The sequence below is a fragment of the Novosphingobium sp. genome (assembly GCF_036803765.1).
Classification (GTDB): domain Bacteria; phylum Pseudomonadota; class Alphaproteobacteria; order Sphingomonadales; family Sphingomonadaceae; genus Novosphingobium.
The window spans coordinates 101638-116991 of the sequence record NZ_DAIRTS010000010.1; the positions used below are offsets into that span (position 1 = coordinate 101638).

Genomic DNA, 15354 nt, shown 5'->3' on the forward strand with positions numbered 1-15354 from the left:
CAGACGGGCCGGGAGGGAGACCTTCCGGCCCGTTTCGTTAGTTCAGAGACCCGCGCAGCCCAGCGTCGCTGCGTCGAGCGCGGACGCCGCACCGCGCAAGGGGTATGTGTCGCGAAACGTGCGGCCGTCGCGGCTCTTTCCGGCAATGGTCAACGCAGGTGCGGAGCGCAGCTTGGCAAGGATGGCTGCGTCCATCCGCCGGTCCTGCGCCCAAGCGCTCGCCTCGGCTGCCATAACGGCGAAGCTCTCGCCGTCGAGCGTGGCGGTCACCTTGCTGCCGGGTGCGATGCGATGCGACAGCCGCCAGTGCACTTCGCCGCGGATGTTGCGACGCGGCCAGGTGCCAACCGTCATGAACGGCACGAGTTCGCGGTTGCGCCCCCCTGCGGCCGCCATGGCGATGGCATAGCAACGTGGCACGGCGGGATCGCGAAAGGCGCCCCACTCGTTCCACACCCCGAGCGAGTCGCGGGCGGATGCCGGAATGGCCCATGCGACGAGGGAAGCGGCGATCAGCCCTCGGACAAGTCGCGCCATGCGATCACGTCGTTGTCAGTGGCGATGAACAGCCCATCCTGCACCTCTTCGGGCTGCTGCGCGGCAAGCACCATGGCCTCGCCGAGCGGTCCGTAGAACAGCGTTTCGGCCGTTCCGATCTCGGGCCCATCGCCCAGGTAATAGAGCCGTACGGTCGCGCCTTCGCTGGTCGTGCGCATCAGGCGTCCCCCTCGTTGCGCAGGGCGTGGGCATCGACATGGCGGGCGAGGGCATCGCGGGCCGCGTCATCGGCCGCCTTCTGCGCGCGCGTCCGTCCGAACTTGGCGCGATTACTGGCGGCCTGTACGTCCGCGTCGCGCCGTGCCTTGGCCTTGCGCGCCATGCGCAGGTTGACGATCTCGGCCATCAGGCGTGTTCCGTCCCGCGGGCCGAGCCGAAGAACACGGTCTCGACACCATCCTCGATCAGCGCGATCGACCCCTGGACCAGCGAGGGCGCGATGGGGGCATGGTGTTCGGTATGGGGCGGCAGCCCCGCGAGCAACCCGCGGAGCACGCGGCTGGAAATGCCGTGCATGACGACGATATGATCGCCGCGATCCTCGCCGGCATCGCGCACCGCGTCGATCCAGCGCGTCAGGCGCGCGGCGATCGCGACGTAATCCTCGCCATCGGGCGCCGGGCGCAGCAGGTGGTCGGCCAGCGTGATCGGCCCGTGGTCGGCCTCGACGTCGTCGTAACCGCGTCCACACCACGATCCCATGTCGATCTCGAACAGGTCGGGCGTGCGGCTGGCGGCGAACCAGTCGATCCCGAGTTCCTCGGCGATGAGCGAGGCCGTCTGCAGCGCGCGGCCGGTGTCGGAGATGTGCAGCCGCACCTGAGGGCGCTCGCCCAGTTCCCCGCGCAGCGCCTGGCCCATCATCGTCGCTTGCTCGCAGCCCTGGCGAGTCAGCGGCGTATGCATCGCGTTCGACTGCAGTCGCTTCGCCGCGTTGTAGACGGTCTCGCCATGGCGCAGCACGAAGTAGCGTCCCCTGAGCAGCGGCTGGGGTCGTTGATCGCTCATGCCGGCACCGGATAGTCGATCGCCATGATTTCCCACTCCTTTTCGCCGGCCGGCAAGCGCACGATCCGCAGATCTCCCACCCGGGCGCCGCGCAGCGCCCGCGCGATCGGTGCGCCCCAGCCGATCAGCCCGCGCGAGGCATCCTGCTCGTCGTCGCCTACCAGCGTCAACGTGCGGCGGTTGTCGTCCTCGTCGGCGATCTCCACCGTTGCCCCGAACAGGACGCGCGTGCGATCCTCCTGCCGGGCGGGGTCGACGACGCGCGCCGCCTTCATGCGCCGTGCAAGGAATGCCAGCTCGCGGTCGATCTCGCGCATGCGCTTGCGGCCATAGAGATAGTCGCCGTTCTCCGAGCGATCGCCATTGCCTGCCGCCCAGCTGACGATCTCGACGATCGCCGGGCGCTCGGTGCCGAGCAGATGGTCGTAGCGCGTGCGCAGCGCCGCGAGCCCGGCGGGGGTGATCGGGTTGCCGTCGGGCTTCACGAACGGGCGGCTCCGACGCAGCAAGCCGCGTTCACCACTTTTGCGACCACGTCGGCAGCACGCCCGGCTTGCTGGCACGGATGCGGGTTGCGGCGCGGCGGCGCAGCCACAGGATCGACCAGTCCCCGCGGACCTGCCGTGCGGCTAGGCGCAAGCCGGCGCGCGCATAGGCGGCGCGCACCGCGCGTTCCTGCGTCGCCAGCAGACCCGCCAGCAGCACGTGACCGCCCGGCCGCACGGCCGCGGCGAAGGCTGGCGCCAGTTCGATCAGCGGACCCGCGAGGATGTTGGCGATCAGCAGGTCGTACGGCGCGGCGAGCTTCAGCAGCGGGTGATCCATTCCCGGCGCGATAACCATGGCGAGCTTCCCGGGGCCATCACCCAGGGGAACGCCGTTGGCATCGGCATTGGTGGCCACCACCGGGCCGCAGACCGCGTCGATGTCGCTGGCCACGGCGTGGGCGCGGGGCCAGAGATGCAGTCCGGCAAAGGCCAGCAGGCCGGTGCCCGTGCCGATGTCGGCAAGGTTGCGCACGACCGCGCCACTGGCCTTCATGCGTGCCAGCATCGCGAGGCAGCCCGCCGTGGTCGCGTGCTGGCCGGTGCCGAACGCCTGGCTCGTCGGGATCAGCAGGTTGCGCAGGCCGGGTTCGTCGCGCGGCGGATATTCGGGGGTGTGGACGTGGAACGGCCCCTCGAGGATCGGCTCGACGCCTTGCTGGCTCAGCGTGACCCAGTCTTCCTCGGGCAGCTTCTCGACCTGCATGTCGGGCGCCCCATCGGCGAAGAGTGCGGCGATCGCGGCGCGCTCGTCTTCGCCCGGCTCCTCGGCCATCCAGGCCTCGAGCTGCCAGTCCTCGGGCTTGTCCTCGGCGATCTCGCTCCCCGCGATGACGATGCCGGCGTCCCAGTCGAAGGCGTCCTCATGCGCGATGAGCGCAGCCTCGATAACCGGGCGCGGGGCGAGGATGGTGATTTTCCAGCTCATGGCGCGGGCTTTTGCGGCGCGCCGGCCTCCTTGGCAAGAGTCTCGTCCAGCCGTGCCGCACCGCGCGCGGCATAGGCACGGCAGGCGCCTGGATCGCGGGGCGGCGTGCCGTGCGCCAGCCGCGCGAAAAGATCGGAGGCTTCGGGATGCGGTGTCATCAGGATGTCGCATGGCAACGCCGCAACCGTCGTCAGCGCGCGACGGAATGACGCGACATAGGCCGGGTGGTCGGAAAAGCGCCACGACCCGCTGGCGAGCGCGGTGACGCTGTCGGCATAGGCCATCGCGCGGCAGTCTGCCCCAGCGCAACTGCGCCACGTCCAGCTTGTCGAGCCGGGCGAATGGCCCGGGGTCGCGTGGGCGGTCAGCCGCAAGGGGCCGACCGAGACCACGGCTCCATCATCAACGATGCGATCGGCCATGACGGCGGGGGATGGCCGCAGGCCTGCGGCCTGCGGATCGCCGGCGGGCACCGTGCCGCTTGCCAAGGCCTTTGCCGAGGGCGCGCGCAACGCAAGCCGCGCGCCAGTCGCCCGCTTGAGCGCGGCGAGCGCGCCGGCATGGTCCCAATGCTCGTGGCTGGAGACGATCCAGCGCACGTCCCGCGGGCGAAAGCCGGCTGCGCGGATGTTCGCCAGCACCAGTGGCGCCGCTTCGGGCACGCCGCCGTCGACGAGGATGTGCCCGGCGGTCGAGGTGACCAGCACGGCGCTGATCCCGCAGGTCCCGACGTACCAGGTATTGCCGAAGATGCGCTGCGGCGGAGCCGGGGCATCCCACGCATCGCGCCCCTCGCATGCTGTCGCCAGCGTTGGCATGGGGCCTGCGGTAGCGGGCCGGGCGGCGGCGCTGGCGGGCAGCGTTGCCATGGCGAAAAGCGCAGGGACGCCAAGCGCCGCGAGCGCGGTTGCGAAAGTCGGGAATCGGTGCATCGGCTGCACTTTGGTCGGTATCCTGCCGCAGGACAACATACGAATGTGCGGCGTTTGGCGGCATGCCCGTTCGCCGGCTTGCACCCGGGGGCTTTTCGACTAATAGCGACTCGATACGACGGGTGACCCGTTCGACGGTCGCCGTTTTTGCGAGAAGAAGGGGAAGTTCCATGGCGCTGGCGCGCAGCAACCGGCCACTTTCGCCGCACCTCCAGATCTGGCGCTGGGGTCCGGCCATGCTGGTCTCGATCCTCCACCGCGTGACCGGCAACGGCATGGCCTTCGTCGGCCTGTCGCTCCTGCTGTGGTGGCTGGGTTCGATCGCCAGCGGTCCCGAGGCCTACGAGACCTTCATGACCTACGTCTGGACGGGCGCCGCCGGCGGCCTGTCGTCGATCACCGCGATCCTCGGCAAGATCGTCCTCGTCGGCCTGACCTGGGCGTTCTTCCAGCATGCCGCGTCGGGCATCCGTCACCTCGTGCTCGACATCGGCGTCGGATACGAACTTTCGGCCAATGCCCGTTGGTCGGTCTTCACGCTGATCGTTTCTGTCGGTCTTACCGCCCTGTCCTGGGGTTTCGTGCTGCTGCGCTGAGCGCCGGCACGCACAATTTCGGAGGTTTGCATGGGTAACGGCACTTCGATCGGTCGCGTCCGCGGGCTGGGTTCCAGCCACGCCGGCACGCACCACTGGCTTGCACAGCGCCTGACGGCGGTGGGCAACCTCATTCTCATTCCCTTCCTCGGCGTCAGCCTCGCGCTGCTGCCCGCGCACGACTACGTGACACTGCACACCTGGGCGGCCAAGCCGCTCTCGGCGACCATGCTGGTGCTGCTGGTCCTCAACACGCTGTATCACGCGCGCCTCGGCGTGCAGGTCATGCTCGAGGACTACATCCACGAAGAAGGCGGCAAGGTCGCCGCGTGGATGCTCGTCAACATCGTGCCCGCCGCCGCTGCCGTGTTCGGCATCGTCTCGATCATCCGCATTGCACTCGGGGGCGCCTGAGCCATGACTGCTCCGTACAAGATCATCGACCATACCTACGACACCGTCGTCGTCGGCGCCGGCGGTTCGGGCCTGCGCGCCACGATGGGCGCGGCCCAGGCCGGCCTGCGCACCGCGTGCATCACCAAGGTCTTCCCGACCCGTTCGCACACCGTCGCGGCTCAGGGTGGCATCGCCGCCTCGCTGCAGAACAACACGCCGGACCACTGGACCTGGCACATGTACGACACCGTCAAGGGGTCGGACTGGCTGGGCGACCAGGACGCCATCGAATACATGGTGCGTGAAGCCCCGGCCGCGGTCTACGAACTCGAGCATGCCGGCGTGCCGTTCAGCCGCAACCCCGACGGCACGATCTATCAGCGCCCGTTCGGCGGCCACATGCAGAACATGGGCGAAGGCCCGCCGGTGCAGCGCACCTGCGCTGCTGCCGACCGTACCGGCCACGCCATGCTCCACGCCCTGTACCAGCAGAGCCTGAAGTACGACGCCGACTTCTTCATCGAATACTTCGCGATCGACCTGATCATGGAGAACGGTGAATGCCGCGGCGTCATCGCGCTGTGCATGGACGACGGCTCGATCCACCGCTTCCGCAGCCATGCCGTGGTGCTTGCCACCGGCGGCTACGGTCGCTGCTACTTCACGGCGACTTCGGCCCATACCTGCACCGGCGACGGTGGCGGCATGGTGCTGCGCGCCGGCCTGCCGCTGCAGGACATGGAATTCGTGCAGTTCCACCCGACCGGCATCTACGGCGCGGGCGTGCTCATCACCGAGGGTGCGCGCGGCGAGGGCGGCTATCTCACCAACTCCGAGGGCGAGCGCTTCATGGAGCGCTATGCGCCTTCCGCGAAGGACCTTGCCAGCCGCGACGTCGTCTCGCGCTCGATGGCGCTGGAAATCCGCGAAGGCCGCGGCGTCGGTCCGCACAAGGACCATATCTTCCTGCACCTCGACCACATCGACGCCAAGGTGCTGGGCGAGCGTCTGCCCGGGATCACCGAGAGCGGCAAGATCTTCGCCGGTGTCGACCTCACGCGCCAGCCGCTGCCGGTCGTGCCCACCGTCCACTACAACATGGGCGGTATCCCGACGAACTATCACGGCGAGGTCATGACGATCGGTGCCGACGGCAACCCCGAGACGGTCGTCCCCGGCCTGTTCGCGGTGGGTGAAGCGGCCTGTGTATCGGTCCATGGCGCCAACCGCCTCGGCTCGAACTCGCTGATCGACCTCGTCGTGTTCGGCCGCGCCACCGGCCTGCGCCTCAAGGAACTGATCAAGCCGGGCACCGCGCACGCTTCGCTGCCCAAGGACAGCGCCGACCTCGCGCTGACCCGCCTCGACCACTTCCGCAACGCCAAGGGCGGCTCGCCGACCGCGAAGATCCGCACCGAGATGCAGCGCGCGATGAGCCAGCACGCGGCGGTGTTCCGCACCGACGAACTGATGGCCGAGGGCAAGGAAAAGCTGACGCAGATCTATGCGCAGATGCAGGACATCGGCGTTTCGGATCGTTCGCTGATCTGGAACTCGGACCTGGTGGAAACGCTGGAACTCGACAACCTGATTGCCCAGGCCTCGGTCACCATGCATTCGGCATACAACCGCAAGGAAAGCCGCGGCGCCCACGCGCACGAGGACTTCCCGAACCGCGACGACGCCAACTGGATGAAGCACACCGTGGGCTGGTTCGACGGCTGGGGAGGCAAGAGCGGCGACATCAAGCTCGACTACCGCCCGGTGCACGAGTTCACGCTGACCGACGACGTGCAGTACATCAAGCCCAAGGCCCGCGTGTACTGAGCCACGGTCTTCACCGAACAACAAAAAGGCCGGAGCGGCGACGCTCCGGCCTTTTTCATGTCGTCAGGCTGAAAACCGGCCTCAGCGGCGGCGGCGGTCTTCCTTGGCCTGCTGCTTGGCGGCTTCGGCGGCAGCTTCCTCGCGGGCGCGATTGGCGGCGATCATCTTGGCATCGCTCGCGCGGGCGGCGCGGGCGGGGTAGGGGCAGCCCTTCGACTGGCCGATGCCCTTAAGGAACGAGCGGCGTGCGGTGCCGGCGTAGAGCGCAACCTGCCACTGGCGTTGGCTCTCGTTAGCACCGGTGACTTCGCGGATGACGCCGCCGAACGGGATGAGACCGCCGATGATCGACTTGGCGGTATTGCCCGCCTTCATGCCGCCCTTGGTGTAGTCGGCGATGTCGATGTCGTCGCCGAGCGCGGCGTCGAGGCGACGGATCTCGCCGGTGAGCGCGGCGCAGGTCTTGAGGCCCGACAGCGTGTAAGGCGCCTGACGCGCATTGAGCAGGATCGGCGGGATGTCCTGCTTCTTGAGGTTCACCGTCTCGAGCGGCGTGGCGGCGACATCACCAACCTTGGCGTCCTTGGGCGAGACGGCGGTCTGCGCGAGGGCCGATTGGCCGACCATGGCCAGCATGCCGGCAGCGGCGATGGAAAATGCGGATTTGAAAGCGGTCATCGTGAAAACTCCCCGGTTTGCCGCAATACGCCGCAACCGGGGCATTGTTCCGCGATCGATTACTGCACCGCGCCTTGCGCGAAGGTGTTGCAGCTTGCCGGGTCACCGCTGTCGAGGCCCTTGCGCAGCCAGGCCATGCGCTGCGCGGCGCTGCCGTGCGTGAAAGCAGCCTCCACCGGGGTGCGGCCGGCCGCGGCCATCAAGGTGTCGTCGCCGATCTGGTGCGCGGCGCGCAGGCCTTCCTCGACGTCGCCCGCCTCGATCCGCGCGCGGTTCTGTGCCGCCCATACGCCGGCGTAGCAGTCCGCCTGCAGCTCGAGCCGCACCGACAGCGGGTTGGCCGAGGACGGGTTGCTGCGCTGCGCCCGCGTCACCTTGTCCGATGTGCCGACGAGGTTCTGGACGTGGTGGCCATATTCGTGCGCCATGACGTAGACGCGTGCGAAATCGCCGCCAGCCCCGAGCTTCTTGTCGAGCTCGGTATAGAAGTCGGTGTCGATGTAGATGCCCTGGTCGCTGGGGCAATAGAACGGGCCCATCGCGCTCTGCGCGGCGCCGCAACCCGACGAGCCCTGGCTCGAATAGAACACCAGCTTGGGCGCGCGGAACTGGACCTGGCTGGCGGCGAGCAGCGGCTTCCAGGTCTTGTTGAGCGAGGACAGCGCGTTGCAGCTTTCATGGCTGAAGGCGTTGACGTCGCAGGCCTGCGCCAGCGTTTCGCCACCGGGCTGGCCGACCTGCTGCGACGGCGTGTCGCCGACGGGGGCGGTCAGATGGTGCGGCAGGCCGCCGAACAGGAACGATGCGCCCACGACAAGGATGATGCCGATGATGCCAAAGCGCGAGCCGACGAGGCTGAGGATCAGGCCAAGCGGAAAGCCGCCTCCGCCACCACCACCGCCGAGCGAGAAACCGCCGCCCCGGCCGCGCTGGTCCTCTACATCGATCGAATTGTCGTAGTCGTCGAGCCGCATCTATCCTGGTCCCTCTTGAGCGCTGCGCCGGGCTGCACATGTCGGTATCTTTGCCCGGATCGCGTGGATGGCAAGCCTCGGCAACGCGGAATGTTCCAGCCCCCACGCAGCAAACCCTGCGGCGCTGTGTCCGGGTCGCCACGCCCGACCCGTCATCTAGTGGGATTGACGGTATTTTGCAGTTCGGGAACTTGCGCCGCGCAAAGGGTTTTGTCAGCAGGAACGATGCGACGGGGCGTGTGGGGCAATCGATGAAGCGAGCGCGAACAAGGGCTGGAGCAGGGCGCCGGACGCTCCGCTCCGCCGTCGTCGGTGCCGCCGTCCTTTCGCTGACACTCGTGTCGCAAGCCGGTGTGGCGCGGCCGCCTGCTTCCGTGCCGCCCCGCAATGCCATCCCGACGATCGAGGCTTCCCTGCGCGCGCAGGTCGAGACGCTGGCAAGCCCGGCCTTCGGCGGACGCCGGCCCGGCACCGAGGGCGAAACCCGCACGCTGCGCTATCTTGCCAAACAGTGGTTCGACATGGGCATGGAGTCGGGCACCAACCTCCCGGCCAGCCCTTGGTTCGCACCGGTCGAACTCGTCACGCGCGAGCCGGTAATGTCGCGCGCCCTGTTCGTTCGCGGGCACCATCGCCTCGTGGGTGATAGCAAGGGCGTGCTGGTCCTCACCACCGGGATCCGCAATCTCGTCGAGAACGCGCCGGTCGTCGTGGTAGGCCGGGGCGAGATGCCCTCGCGGACCGACCTTGCCGGGCGGATCGCCATGGTGTTCGACAGCATGATCGAGGCCAAGGCCCGCGAGAAGGACAAGGGCAGGGCGGGCGACAGGGCCAAGCCAGTGGTCGCGTCCGCGCCCGATGCGGCAGGCCGCCTGCTCGATGCCGGTGCCATGGCGGTCATCACCGTTCTCGACGGATCGCGCCGCCTCGACGACGTTGCCGCGAACAGGCTCAAGGCCGGCAACAGCCTGCCCGGCGAGCACCTCGAAAACGAGATCGAGGCCTTCGTCACGCCCGAGTTCGCGGATCGCCTGCTCGGCGGCTCGGCCGCGCAGCCCGGCGCTGCGCTCGACGCCCTGCGCAAGGAAGCGGGCCAACCCGATTTCGTGCCGCGCCCCATCGGTGTCACCGCGACGCTGGAGGCGACGAGCAAGGAAACCCGCATCCGCACGCACAACCTGATCGGGCGGATACCCGGCCGCAATCCGCAGGCAGGCGCCGTGCTTCTCGTGGCGCATTGGGATCATTTTGGTGCTTGCCGCCCCGACGGGACGATCTGCCCGGGCGCGGTCGACAATGCCAGCGGCCTTGCCGTGATCACCGAGGCCGCACGCCAGATCCTGCATCCCGCCGGCCGGGGCGATGGACCCGGCAGCGGGCTGGATCGCGACGTCTATGTGCTGGCGACGACGGGCGAGGAGATGGGCCTGCTCGGCGCGCTCGCCTTCGCCGAAAACCCGCCGCTCCCGCTCGAGCGGATCGTCGCGGCGTTCAATGTCGACAGCACCGGCCTTGTACCCGCCGGCGGGCCAGTGGCAATCGTCGGCAAGGGGCTGACGCCGCTCGACGACGACGTGGAGAAGGTCGTGTCGCAGATGCGCCGCCGCATGGCCGATGGTGCCGCCGTCGACGCTGCCGCGGGCGCCTATGTCCGCCGCCAGGACAGCTGGGTTTTCCTGCAGCACGACGTGCCGGCCATCATGGTCAGCACGAGCTATGGCGACCCCGCGCGGCTGCAGGCCTTCATGGGCAGCGCCTACCACACCCCCACGGACACGCCGGACGCGGTGAACTACGCCGGCATGGCGGACGACGTCGCCATCACCACCGAGTTGGTCCGCCACTTCGCGGATACACGGGTGTATCCTGGTAGCGCTACGACACGGTCGCTGCCGGCGCAGACGAATACGCTGCGTACCCCCTAGCCATTGGTTCCCGGCTTGATTACATGGGCCGCCACGAATCTACCCGGACAGGAAGTGGCGTTCATCATGGAAATCCCCCTCGGCCTCACCTTCGACGACGTCCTGCTGCGTCCGGCCGAGTCCGACATCGTGCCCTCGCAGGCCGATACGCGCACGCGCCTGACCCGCGGCATCGCGCTCAACATCCCGGTGCTGTCGGCGGCGATGGACACCGTGACCGAGGCCGACATGGCGATCGTGATGGCGCAGCTCGGCGGGATCGGCGTGCTTCACCGTAACCTGACGATCGAGGAACAGGCCGCGGCTGTTCGCGCGGTCAAGCGCTACGAGAGCGGCATGGTCGTCAATCCGATCACCATCGCCCCCGACGCCACGCTGGGCGAGGCGCAGGCGCTGATGAGCATGCACCGCATCAGCGGCATTCCCGTCGTCGAGGCCAGCGGCAAGCTGGTCGGCATTCTCACCAACCGCGACGTGCGCTTCGCCGCGAATCAGGCGCAGCCGGTGCGCGAGTTGATGACGCACGAGAACCTCGCGACCGTGCCGCTCGGCACCAGCGGCGACGAAGCGCGCCGCCTGCTGCACCAGCGCCGGATCGAGAAGCTGCTGGTGGTCGACGATGCCTATCGCTGCATCGGCCTCATCACGGTCAAGGACATCGAGAAGTCGGTGACTTATCCCAACGCCACCAAGGATGCAGCCGGGCGCCTGCGCGTGGCTGCCGCGACGACCGTGGGCGAGAAGGGCTATGCCCGCACCCACGCTCTGGTCGAGGCCGAGTGCGACGTCGTCATCATCGACACCGCGCACGGCCACAACCGTGACGTGGCGCGCGCCGTGGAAGCGGTGAAGAAGCTGTCCAACACCGTGCAGGTCATTGCCGGCAACGTTGCCACGGCCGAGGCGACCCGCGCCCTGATCGACGCGGGCGCCGATGGCGTGAAGGTGGGCATCGGCCCCGGCTCGATCTGCACCACGCGCATCGTCGCGGGCGTCGGCGTCCCACAGCTGACCGCGATCATGGAATGCGCCGAGGAAGCCGAAAAGTCGGGCGTGCCGGTCATCGGCGACGGCGGCCTGCGCACCTCGGGCGACGCGGCGAAAGCGCTGGCCGCGGGCGCCAGCACGATCATGGTCGGCTCGATGCTCGCCGGCACCGAGGAAGCACCCGGCGAGACGTTCATTTACCAGGGCCGCGCCTACAAGGCTTATCGCGGCATGGGTTCGGTGGGCGCGATGGCGCGCGGCTCGGCCGACCGCTATTTCCAGCAGGACATCAAGGATTCGATGAAGCTGGTGCCCGAGGGCATCGAGGGCCAGGTGCCCTACAAGGGCCCGGCCAAGGACGTCGTCCACCAGCTGGTCGGCGGGATCAAGGCCGCCATGGGTTACACCGGCAGCGCCACGATCGATCACCTGCGCACCAATGCCAAGTTCGTGCGCATCACCAATGCCGGCCTCAAGGAAAGCCACGTCCACGACGTGACGATCACCCGCGAGGCACCGAACTACCCGACGCGGTGACGCCCGCCGCGCGGGTCCAGGCCGCGATCGATATCCTCGACCAAGTGGTCGCGGCGGCGCGCGGGCAGGGGGCTTCGGCCGATCGCCTCGCCGCCGAGTGGTTCCGCCAGCGCCGGTTCGTCGGCTCCAAGGACCGGCGCGCGATCCGCGAGCTGGTGTGGTCGGCGATCCGTGCCTGCGGCGAGGTGCCGGCGAGCGGCCGTGCGGCGCTGCTGCGCCTCGCGATCGACGATCCTTCGCTCGCTTCGCTATTCGACGGCTCGACCTATGGGCCTGCGCCCATTGCGGCAGGAGAGCCTGTGGCCGAGGCGGGCGTCATGCCGCGCTGGCTGGCCGACACGATGGCCGCGTCGGGCCTCGACACGAACGAGCAGGCGGCCTTGCTGGGCCGCGCGCCGCTCGACATTCGCGTCAACACCCTCAAGACCGATCGCGATACCCTGGCCTCCGACCTGCCTGTCGCGGCCGAGACGACCGCGGCGCCGCATGGGTTGCGTCTGCCGCTCGGAACGGCGGCTGAAAGCTGGCCAGCGTTCGCGGACGGGCTGTTCGAGGTGCAGGACACCGGAAGCCAGCTCGCCTGCGCGGCACTCGGGGCCATGCCGGGGGAAAGCGTGGTCGACCTGTGCGCGGGCGCCGGGGGCAAGACGCTCGCGCTCGCGGCGGCCATGGGCAACGTCGGTCGGCTGCTGGCCTGCGACATCGACCGCGCCCGGCTGCAACGCCTTGCGCCACGCGCAGAGCGGGCAGGCGCCCTGGCCGAAACCCGCCTGCTCGATCCCGGTCGCGAACCGGAAGCGCTGGCAGACTGGCAAGGCCAAGCCGATGCGGTGCTGGTCGATGCGCCCTGTTCGGGCACCGGAACCTGGCGCCGCAATCCCGAGGCACGCTGGCGCCTGACCCCGGCGGCGGTCCAGCGCTATCAGGCGATGCAGGCCCGCGTGCTCGATGTCGCCGCAGGGCTGGTGAGGCCGGGCGGTCGCATCGGGTTCATCACCTGCTCGCTGCTCGATGCCGAGGGCGCCGACGGGTTGGCGGCGTTCCTGGCCCGCCATCCCGGCTTCCGGGTCGATCCGGTCGTGGCGCCGCTGGGGCGGGCGCATGGCGGCGGCTGGCGTTTGTCTCCGTATCATGACGGGACGGACGGGTTTTTCTTCGCGCGGATCGTGCGGGTGTGATAGATGCCGGGACCATGAGGGTGGTCTATCGTCGTGGCGAAGAGTCCCGGTTCAAGGAGTGGTTGATGCGTTATACGCCGGTTGCGGTTGCCCTGTCCCTCGTTCTTGCCGTCAATGGCAGCATGGGATCGGCGCGTACCGGCGATCCGGTCGACCCGCGCGCGACCGCGCTGCTCGATGCGGGGCGCAGCCAGCTCACCGCCGGTAACGTCAACGCCGCGACCGACAGTCTCGAGTCAGCATTGACGGTCGATCCGGCAAACGCCGCAATCCTGATTGCTTTGGGCGATGCCTCGCGGCAGGCCGGGCTGCAGGGCAAGGCAATCCACTACTACCGCGATGTGCTAGATCGCGAGCCGAACAACCTTGCCGCGATCGCCGGCGAAGGCGCGGCGCTCGCGGAAAAGGGCGCGACCGACAAGGCCCGCGCCAGCCTCGCCCGGCTCGAGGGGCTGTGCGGCCGCACCTGCCCCGAAACCGCCATCGTCAGCAAGGCGCTGGCCAGCGGCCCGGTCAAGGTCGCGGCCGAGGCGACCAAGCCGGACCAGGCCGTCCAGACCAACTGACCGCGGCTTTCCCCACGCCGTGGCGGGGGCTTCAGATCGCGCGCGCCTCGATCAGCATGCTGTCGATGGTGAAGCTGCCATCGGCCTCGATCGCGAAGTGGTCGCGCACTTCAGCCGGCGCGCTGTGCTGCAGCATGCGAATGGCGGCCTGCAGGTCGGGCGGCGTATCCATTCGCGCGGTCCATGCCGGGAAATCCATGCGCAGCCGCGTCGGGTAAATGGCGGCCGCGGCAAACCCGGCATGGGCGAGATGCGCCGTCCACTCCGCCAGGCTATAGTCGCGCACATGGCTGGGATCGCGCAGCAGTTCCACCGCCTGCAGGTGCGTATCGCACAGCGCAGTGGGCGGCGCGACGATATCGGCGAACAGCGCGAGGGCGCCCGTTCGGCAGACTCGCCGTGCCTCTGCCAACCCTCGCGACAAACTACCCCAATGGTGCGCGGAAAAGCGAGAGGCGACGGCATCGAATGCCGCATCGGCAAAGGGCAAGCGCTCGGCCGGCGCGCGGACCGTGGTGATCGTGGCGAGGCCCCGCCGCCCGGCTTCGGCAGCCATCGCATCGAGCATGCCCTGCGCCGGGTCGACTGCAACCACCGCGCCGGCGTGCGGTGCCAGGGCATAGGCGACGTGGCCGCCGCCGGTGCCGATGTCGAGCAGGCGCGCCGGCGCGGCGCGGGATGCGGCCTCGGCCATGCGGTCGAGATCGGCGCCGCTGGCGTGAACGGCGCTGGCGACATAAGCCGCCGCACGAGCGCTGAAGCGCTGTGGGGCATGCTGATCGTGTGATGGACTGGTCATCGAAGTTCCTTTCGCGCCCATCTGACCTTGCTGATACCCTGGTACAAGAGTGGCACTTATCCTGTTATGAGCGCTGGCATGAACGATACCCGGCAAGATCTTGGCCGCTTCCTGCGCGCCATGCGCGAACGCTGCCCGGCCGAGGGCGGGGGCCGACGGCGCACGCCGGGCTTGCGGCGCGAGGAACTGGCCATCCGCGCCGGGATCAGCACGACCTGGCTGTCGTGGCTGGAGCAGGGGCGCGAGGCGAACCCGTCGCCCCATGCGCTGGCGCGGCTCGCGCGCGCTCTGGGCCTGTCTTTGGCCGAGCGCGCCTATCTGTTCGAGCTGGCCGGACGCACCGACCCCGAGGCGCCGGGCCTGCCCGATCACGAGGGGCCGCCGGAGTCGGTGAAGATCATGGTCGAGATGGCACCGGGGCCGGCCTATGGCCTCGACCGGGCCTGGCGCGCGACGTGCTGGAATGCGGCGGCCGAACGCCTGTTTCCCGGCTGGCTGGATGCCGGCGGCGAGCGGAACCTGCTGCGCTACATGTTCCTGCGCCACGAGGCGCGCGCCATGCTGCCCGACTGGTTCGATCGTGCGCGCCGCCTGATCGCCGAGTTTCGTGCCGATCACGCCGGCCGCCACGCCGACCCGCTCAGCGCGCGCGTGGTCGCGGACTTGCGCAACGCCAGCGTCGACTTCGCCGCGATGTGGGACGAGCAGGTTGTGCAGGGGCGCGAGGGCGGCGTGCGCCGCTTCGACCACCCCTGGGATGGGCACCTCGCGTTCCGGCAGTTCACCTGGCTGCCGGCGGATCGACCGGATTGCAAGGTGGTGATGCTGCATCCGGCTTGAGGGGTGGTGGCAGGCTGTGGGGTGGGGGGCTTCGACAGGCTCAGCCCGAACGGGGTTTGTTCAAGATCCCTATTCCGCCG

Annotated in this window: 18 protein-coding genes; 8 read left to right on the top strand and 10 right to left on the bottom strand. The window is 69.0% G+C overall.

All coding sequences use genetic code 11. From position 1 onward, the window contains the following. Nucleotides 1-42 precede the first annotated feature (42 nt). From V7Q48_RS08965 to bla, 7 genes are read right to left on the bottom strand one after another with little or no spacing between them, the layout of a single operon-like run. Complete coding sequence (locus tag V7Q48_RS08965; protein ID WP_333837640.1) at nt 43-537, bottom strand: hypothetical protein; 495 nt, start codon at nt 535-537, stop codon at nt 43-45. Further along, nucleotides 513-716: a hypothetical protein gene (locus V7Q48_RS08970; RefSeq protein ID WP_333837641.1), complete on the bottom strand. Its 204-nt coding sequence runs from the start codon at nt 714-716 to the stop codon at nt 513-515. Before V7Q48_RS08970 ends, V7Q48_RS08965 begins: the two co-directional genes overlap by 25 nt. Beyond that, on the bottom strand, nt 716-904 hold the full coding sequence (locus tag V7Q48_RS08975; protein WP_333837642.1) for a DUF4169 family protein: 189 nt from the start codon (nt 902-904) through the stop codon (nt 716-718). The genes V7Q48_RS08970 and V7Q48_RS08975 overlap by 1 nt, the downstream gene beginning before the upstream one ends. Next, the gene (locus V7Q48_RS08980) at nt 904-1566 is read right to left on the bottom strand and encodes a histidine phosphatase family protein (protein ID WP_333837644.1); all 663 of its coding nucleotides are present in this window, start codon (nt 1564-1566) and stop codon (nt 904-906) included. The genes V7Q48_RS08975 and V7Q48_RS08980 overlap by 1 nt, the downstream gene beginning before the upstream one ends. Beyond that, nucleotides 1563-2051, bottom strand: a complete 489-nt coding sequence (greB, locus tag V7Q48_RS08985) for a transcription elongation factor GreB (RefSeq protein WP_333837645.1) — start codon at nt 2049-2051, stop codon at nt 1563-1565. Before greB ends, V7Q48_RS08980 begins: the two co-directional genes overlap by 4 nt. Before the next feature lie 31 nt (nt 2052-2082). Next, nucleotides 2083-3039: a 50S ribosomal protein L11 methyltransferase gene (locus V7Q48_RS08990; protein WP_333837646.1), complete on the bottom strand. Its 957-nt coding sequence runs from the start codon at nt 3037-3039 to the stop codon at nt 2083-2085. Next, nucleotides 3036-3971, bottom strand: a complete 936-nt coding sequence (gene bla / locus V7Q48_RS08995; RefSeq protein ID WP_333837647.1) for a subclass B3 metallo-beta-lactamase — start codon at nt 3969-3971, stop codon at nt 3036-3038. The genes V7Q48_RS08990 and bla overlap by 4 nt, the downstream gene beginning before the upstream one ends. 170 nt (nt 3972-4141) lie before the next feature. Here bla and sdhC point away from each other — a divergent pair, with 170 nt between their 5' ends. From sdhC to sdhA, 3 genes are read left to right on the top strand one after another with little or no spacing between them, the layout of a single operon-like run. Continuing rightward, nucleotides 4142-4567: a succinate dehydrogenase, cytochrome b556 subunit gene (sdhC, locus tag V7Q48_RS09000; protein ID WP_333837648.1), complete on the top strand. Its 426-nt coding sequence runs from the start codon at nt 4142-4144 to the stop codon at nt 4565-4567. Between the two features lie 30 nt (nt 4568-4597). Further along, a complete protein-coding gene (gene sdhD / locus V7Q48_RS09005; protein WP_333837649.1) occupies nt 4598-4981 on the top strand; it encodes a succinate dehydrogenase, hydrophobic membrane anchor protein in 384 nt (127 codons plus the stop codon). A gap of 3 nt (nt 4982-4984) precedes the next feature. Continuing rightward, complete coding sequence (gene sdhA, locus V7Q48_RS09010) at nt 4985-6790, top strand: succinate dehydrogenase flavoprotein subunit (protein WP_333837650.1); 1806 nt, start codon at nt 4985-4987, stop codon at nt 6788-6790. Nucleotides 6791-6871: 81 nt separating this feature from the next. Here the strand turns inward: sdhA and V7Q48_RS09015 are convergent, their stop codons facing one another. Further along, nucleotides 6872-7468, bottom strand: coding sequence for a hypothetical protein (locus tag V7Q48_RS09015; protein ID WP_333837651.1), 597 nt, complete (start codon nt 7466-7468; stop codon nt 6872-6874). A gap of 59 nt (nt 7469-7527) precedes the next feature. Continuing rightward, nucleotides 7528-8442, bottom strand: a complete 915-nt coding sequence (gene ypfJ, locus V7Q48_RS09020) for a KPN_02809 family neutral zinc metallopeptidase (protein WP_333837652.1) — start codon at nt 8440-8442, stop codon at nt 7528-7530. A gap of 374 nt (nt 8443-8816) precedes the next feature. Between ypfJ and V7Q48_RS09025 the strand changes: the two genes are divergently transcribed. The 4 genes from V7Q48_RS09025 to V7Q48_RS09040 all read left to right on the top strand — a co-directional run bounded on the left by V7Q48_RS09025 (nt 8817) and on the right by V7Q48_RS09040 (nt 13635). Next, on the top strand, nt 8817-10367 hold the full coding sequence (locus V7Q48_RS09025) for a M28 family metallopeptidase (RefSeq protein WP_333837653.1): 1551 nt from the start codon (nt 8817-8819) through the stop codon (nt 10365-10367). Nucleotides 10368-10433: 66 nt separating this feature from the next. Further along, entirely contained in the window at nt 10434-11891 is a 1458-nt protein-coding gene (gene guaB / locus V7Q48_RS09030) for an IMP dehydrogenase (protein WP_333837655.1), read from the top strand. Then, nucleotides 11888-13069 carry an RsmB/NOP family class I SAM-dependent RNA methyltransferase gene (locus tag V7Q48_RS09035; protein ID WP_333837657.1) on the top strand — a complete coding sequence of 394 codons (1182 nt, stop codon included), beginning with the start codon at nt 11888-11890 and terminating at the stop codon, nt 13067-13069. The genes guaB and V7Q48_RS09035 overlap by 4 nt, the downstream gene beginning before the upstream one ends. A 65-nt stretch (nt 13070-13134) precedes the next feature. Next, on the top strand, nt 13135-13635 hold the full coding sequence (locus V7Q48_RS09040) for a tetratricopeptide repeat protein (protein ID WP_333837659.1): 501 nt from the start codon (nt 13135-13137) through the stop codon (nt 13633-13635). Between the two features lie 31 nt (nt 13636-13666). Here V7Q48_RS09040 and V7Q48_RS09045 read toward each other — a convergent pair whose 3' ends face one another. Beyond that, on the bottom strand, nt 13667-14434 hold the full coding sequence (locus V7Q48_RS09045) for a class I SAM-dependent methyltransferase (RefSeq protein ID WP_333837661.1): 768 nt from the start codon (nt 14432-14434) through the stop codon (nt 13667-13669). Between the two features lie 78 nt (nt 14435-14512). Between V7Q48_RS09045 and V7Q48_RS09050 the strand changes: the two genes are divergently transcribed. After that, nucleotides 14513-15274 carry a helix-turn-helix domain-containing protein gene (locus V7Q48_RS09050; RefSeq protein ID WP_333837663.1) on the top strand — a complete coding sequence of 254 codons (762 nt, stop codon included), beginning with the start codon at nt 14513-14515 and terminating at the stop codon, nt 15272-15274. Nucleotides 15275-15354: the final 80 nt, after the last annotated feature.

Excerpts from the sequence above, each read along its gene's own strand:
- V7Q48_RS08990 (WP_333837646.1), bottom strand. The coding sequence starts at position 3,039 with ATGAGCTGGAAAATCACCATCCTCGCCCCGCGCCCGGTTATCGAGGCT.
- V7Q48_RS08970 (WP_333837641.1), bottom strand. The coding sequence starts at position 716 with ATGCGCACGACCAGCGAAGGCGCGACCGTACGGCTCTATTACCTGGGC.
- guaB (WP_333837655.1), top strand. The coding sequence starts at position 10,434 with ATGGAAATCCCCCTCGGCCTCACCTTCGACGACGTCCTGCTGCGTCCG.
- sdhA (WP_333837650.1), top strand. The coding sequence starts at position 4,985 with ATGACTGCTCCGTACAAGATCATCGACCATACCTACGACACCGTCGTC.
- V7Q48_RS08980 (WP_333837644.1), bottom strand. The coding sequence starts at position 1,566 with ATGAGCGATCAACGACCCCAGCCGCTGCTCAGGGGACGCTACTTCGTG.
- sdhC (WP_333837648.1), top strand. The coding sequence starts at position 4,142 with ATGGCGCTGGCGCGCAGCAACCGGCCACTTTCGCCGCACCTCCAGATC.
- V7Q48_RS09045 (WP_333837661.1), bottom strand. The coding sequence starts at position 14,434 with ATGACCAGTCCATCACACGATCAGCATGCCCCACAGCGCTTCAGCGCT.
- ypfJ (WP_333837652.1), bottom strand. The coding sequence starts at position 8,442 with ATGCGGCTCGACGACTACGACAATTCGATCGATGTAGAGGACCAGCGC.
- V7Q48_RS08965 (WP_333837640.1), bottom strand. The coding sequence starts at position 537 with ATGGCGCGACTTGTCCGAGGGCTGATCGCCGCTTCCCTCGTCGCATGG.
- V7Q48_RS08975 (WP_333837642.1), bottom strand. The coding sequence starts at position 904 with ATGGCCGAGATCGTCAACCTGCGCATGGCGCGCAAGGCCAAGGCACGG.
- bla (WP_333837647.1), bottom strand. The coding sequence starts at position 3,971 with ATGCACCGATTCCCGACTTTCGCAACCGCGCTCGCGGCGCTTGGCGTC.
- V7Q48_RS09040 (WP_333837659.1), top strand. The coding sequence starts at position 13,135 with ATGCGTTATACGCCGGTTGCGGTTGCCCTGTCCCTCGTTCTTGCCGTC.
- sdhD (WP_333837649.1), top strand. The coding sequence starts at position 4,598 with ATGGGTAACGGCACTTCGATCGGTCGCGTCCGCGGGCTGGGTTCCAGC.
- V7Q48_RS09015 (WP_333837651.1), bottom strand. The coding sequence starts at position 7,468 with ATGACCGCTTTCAAATCCGCATTTTCCATCGCCGCTGCCGGCATGCTG.
- V7Q48_RS09050 (WP_333837663.1), top strand. The coding sequence starts at position 14,513 with ATGAACGATACCCGGCAAGATCTTGGCCGCTTCCTGCGCGCCATGCGC.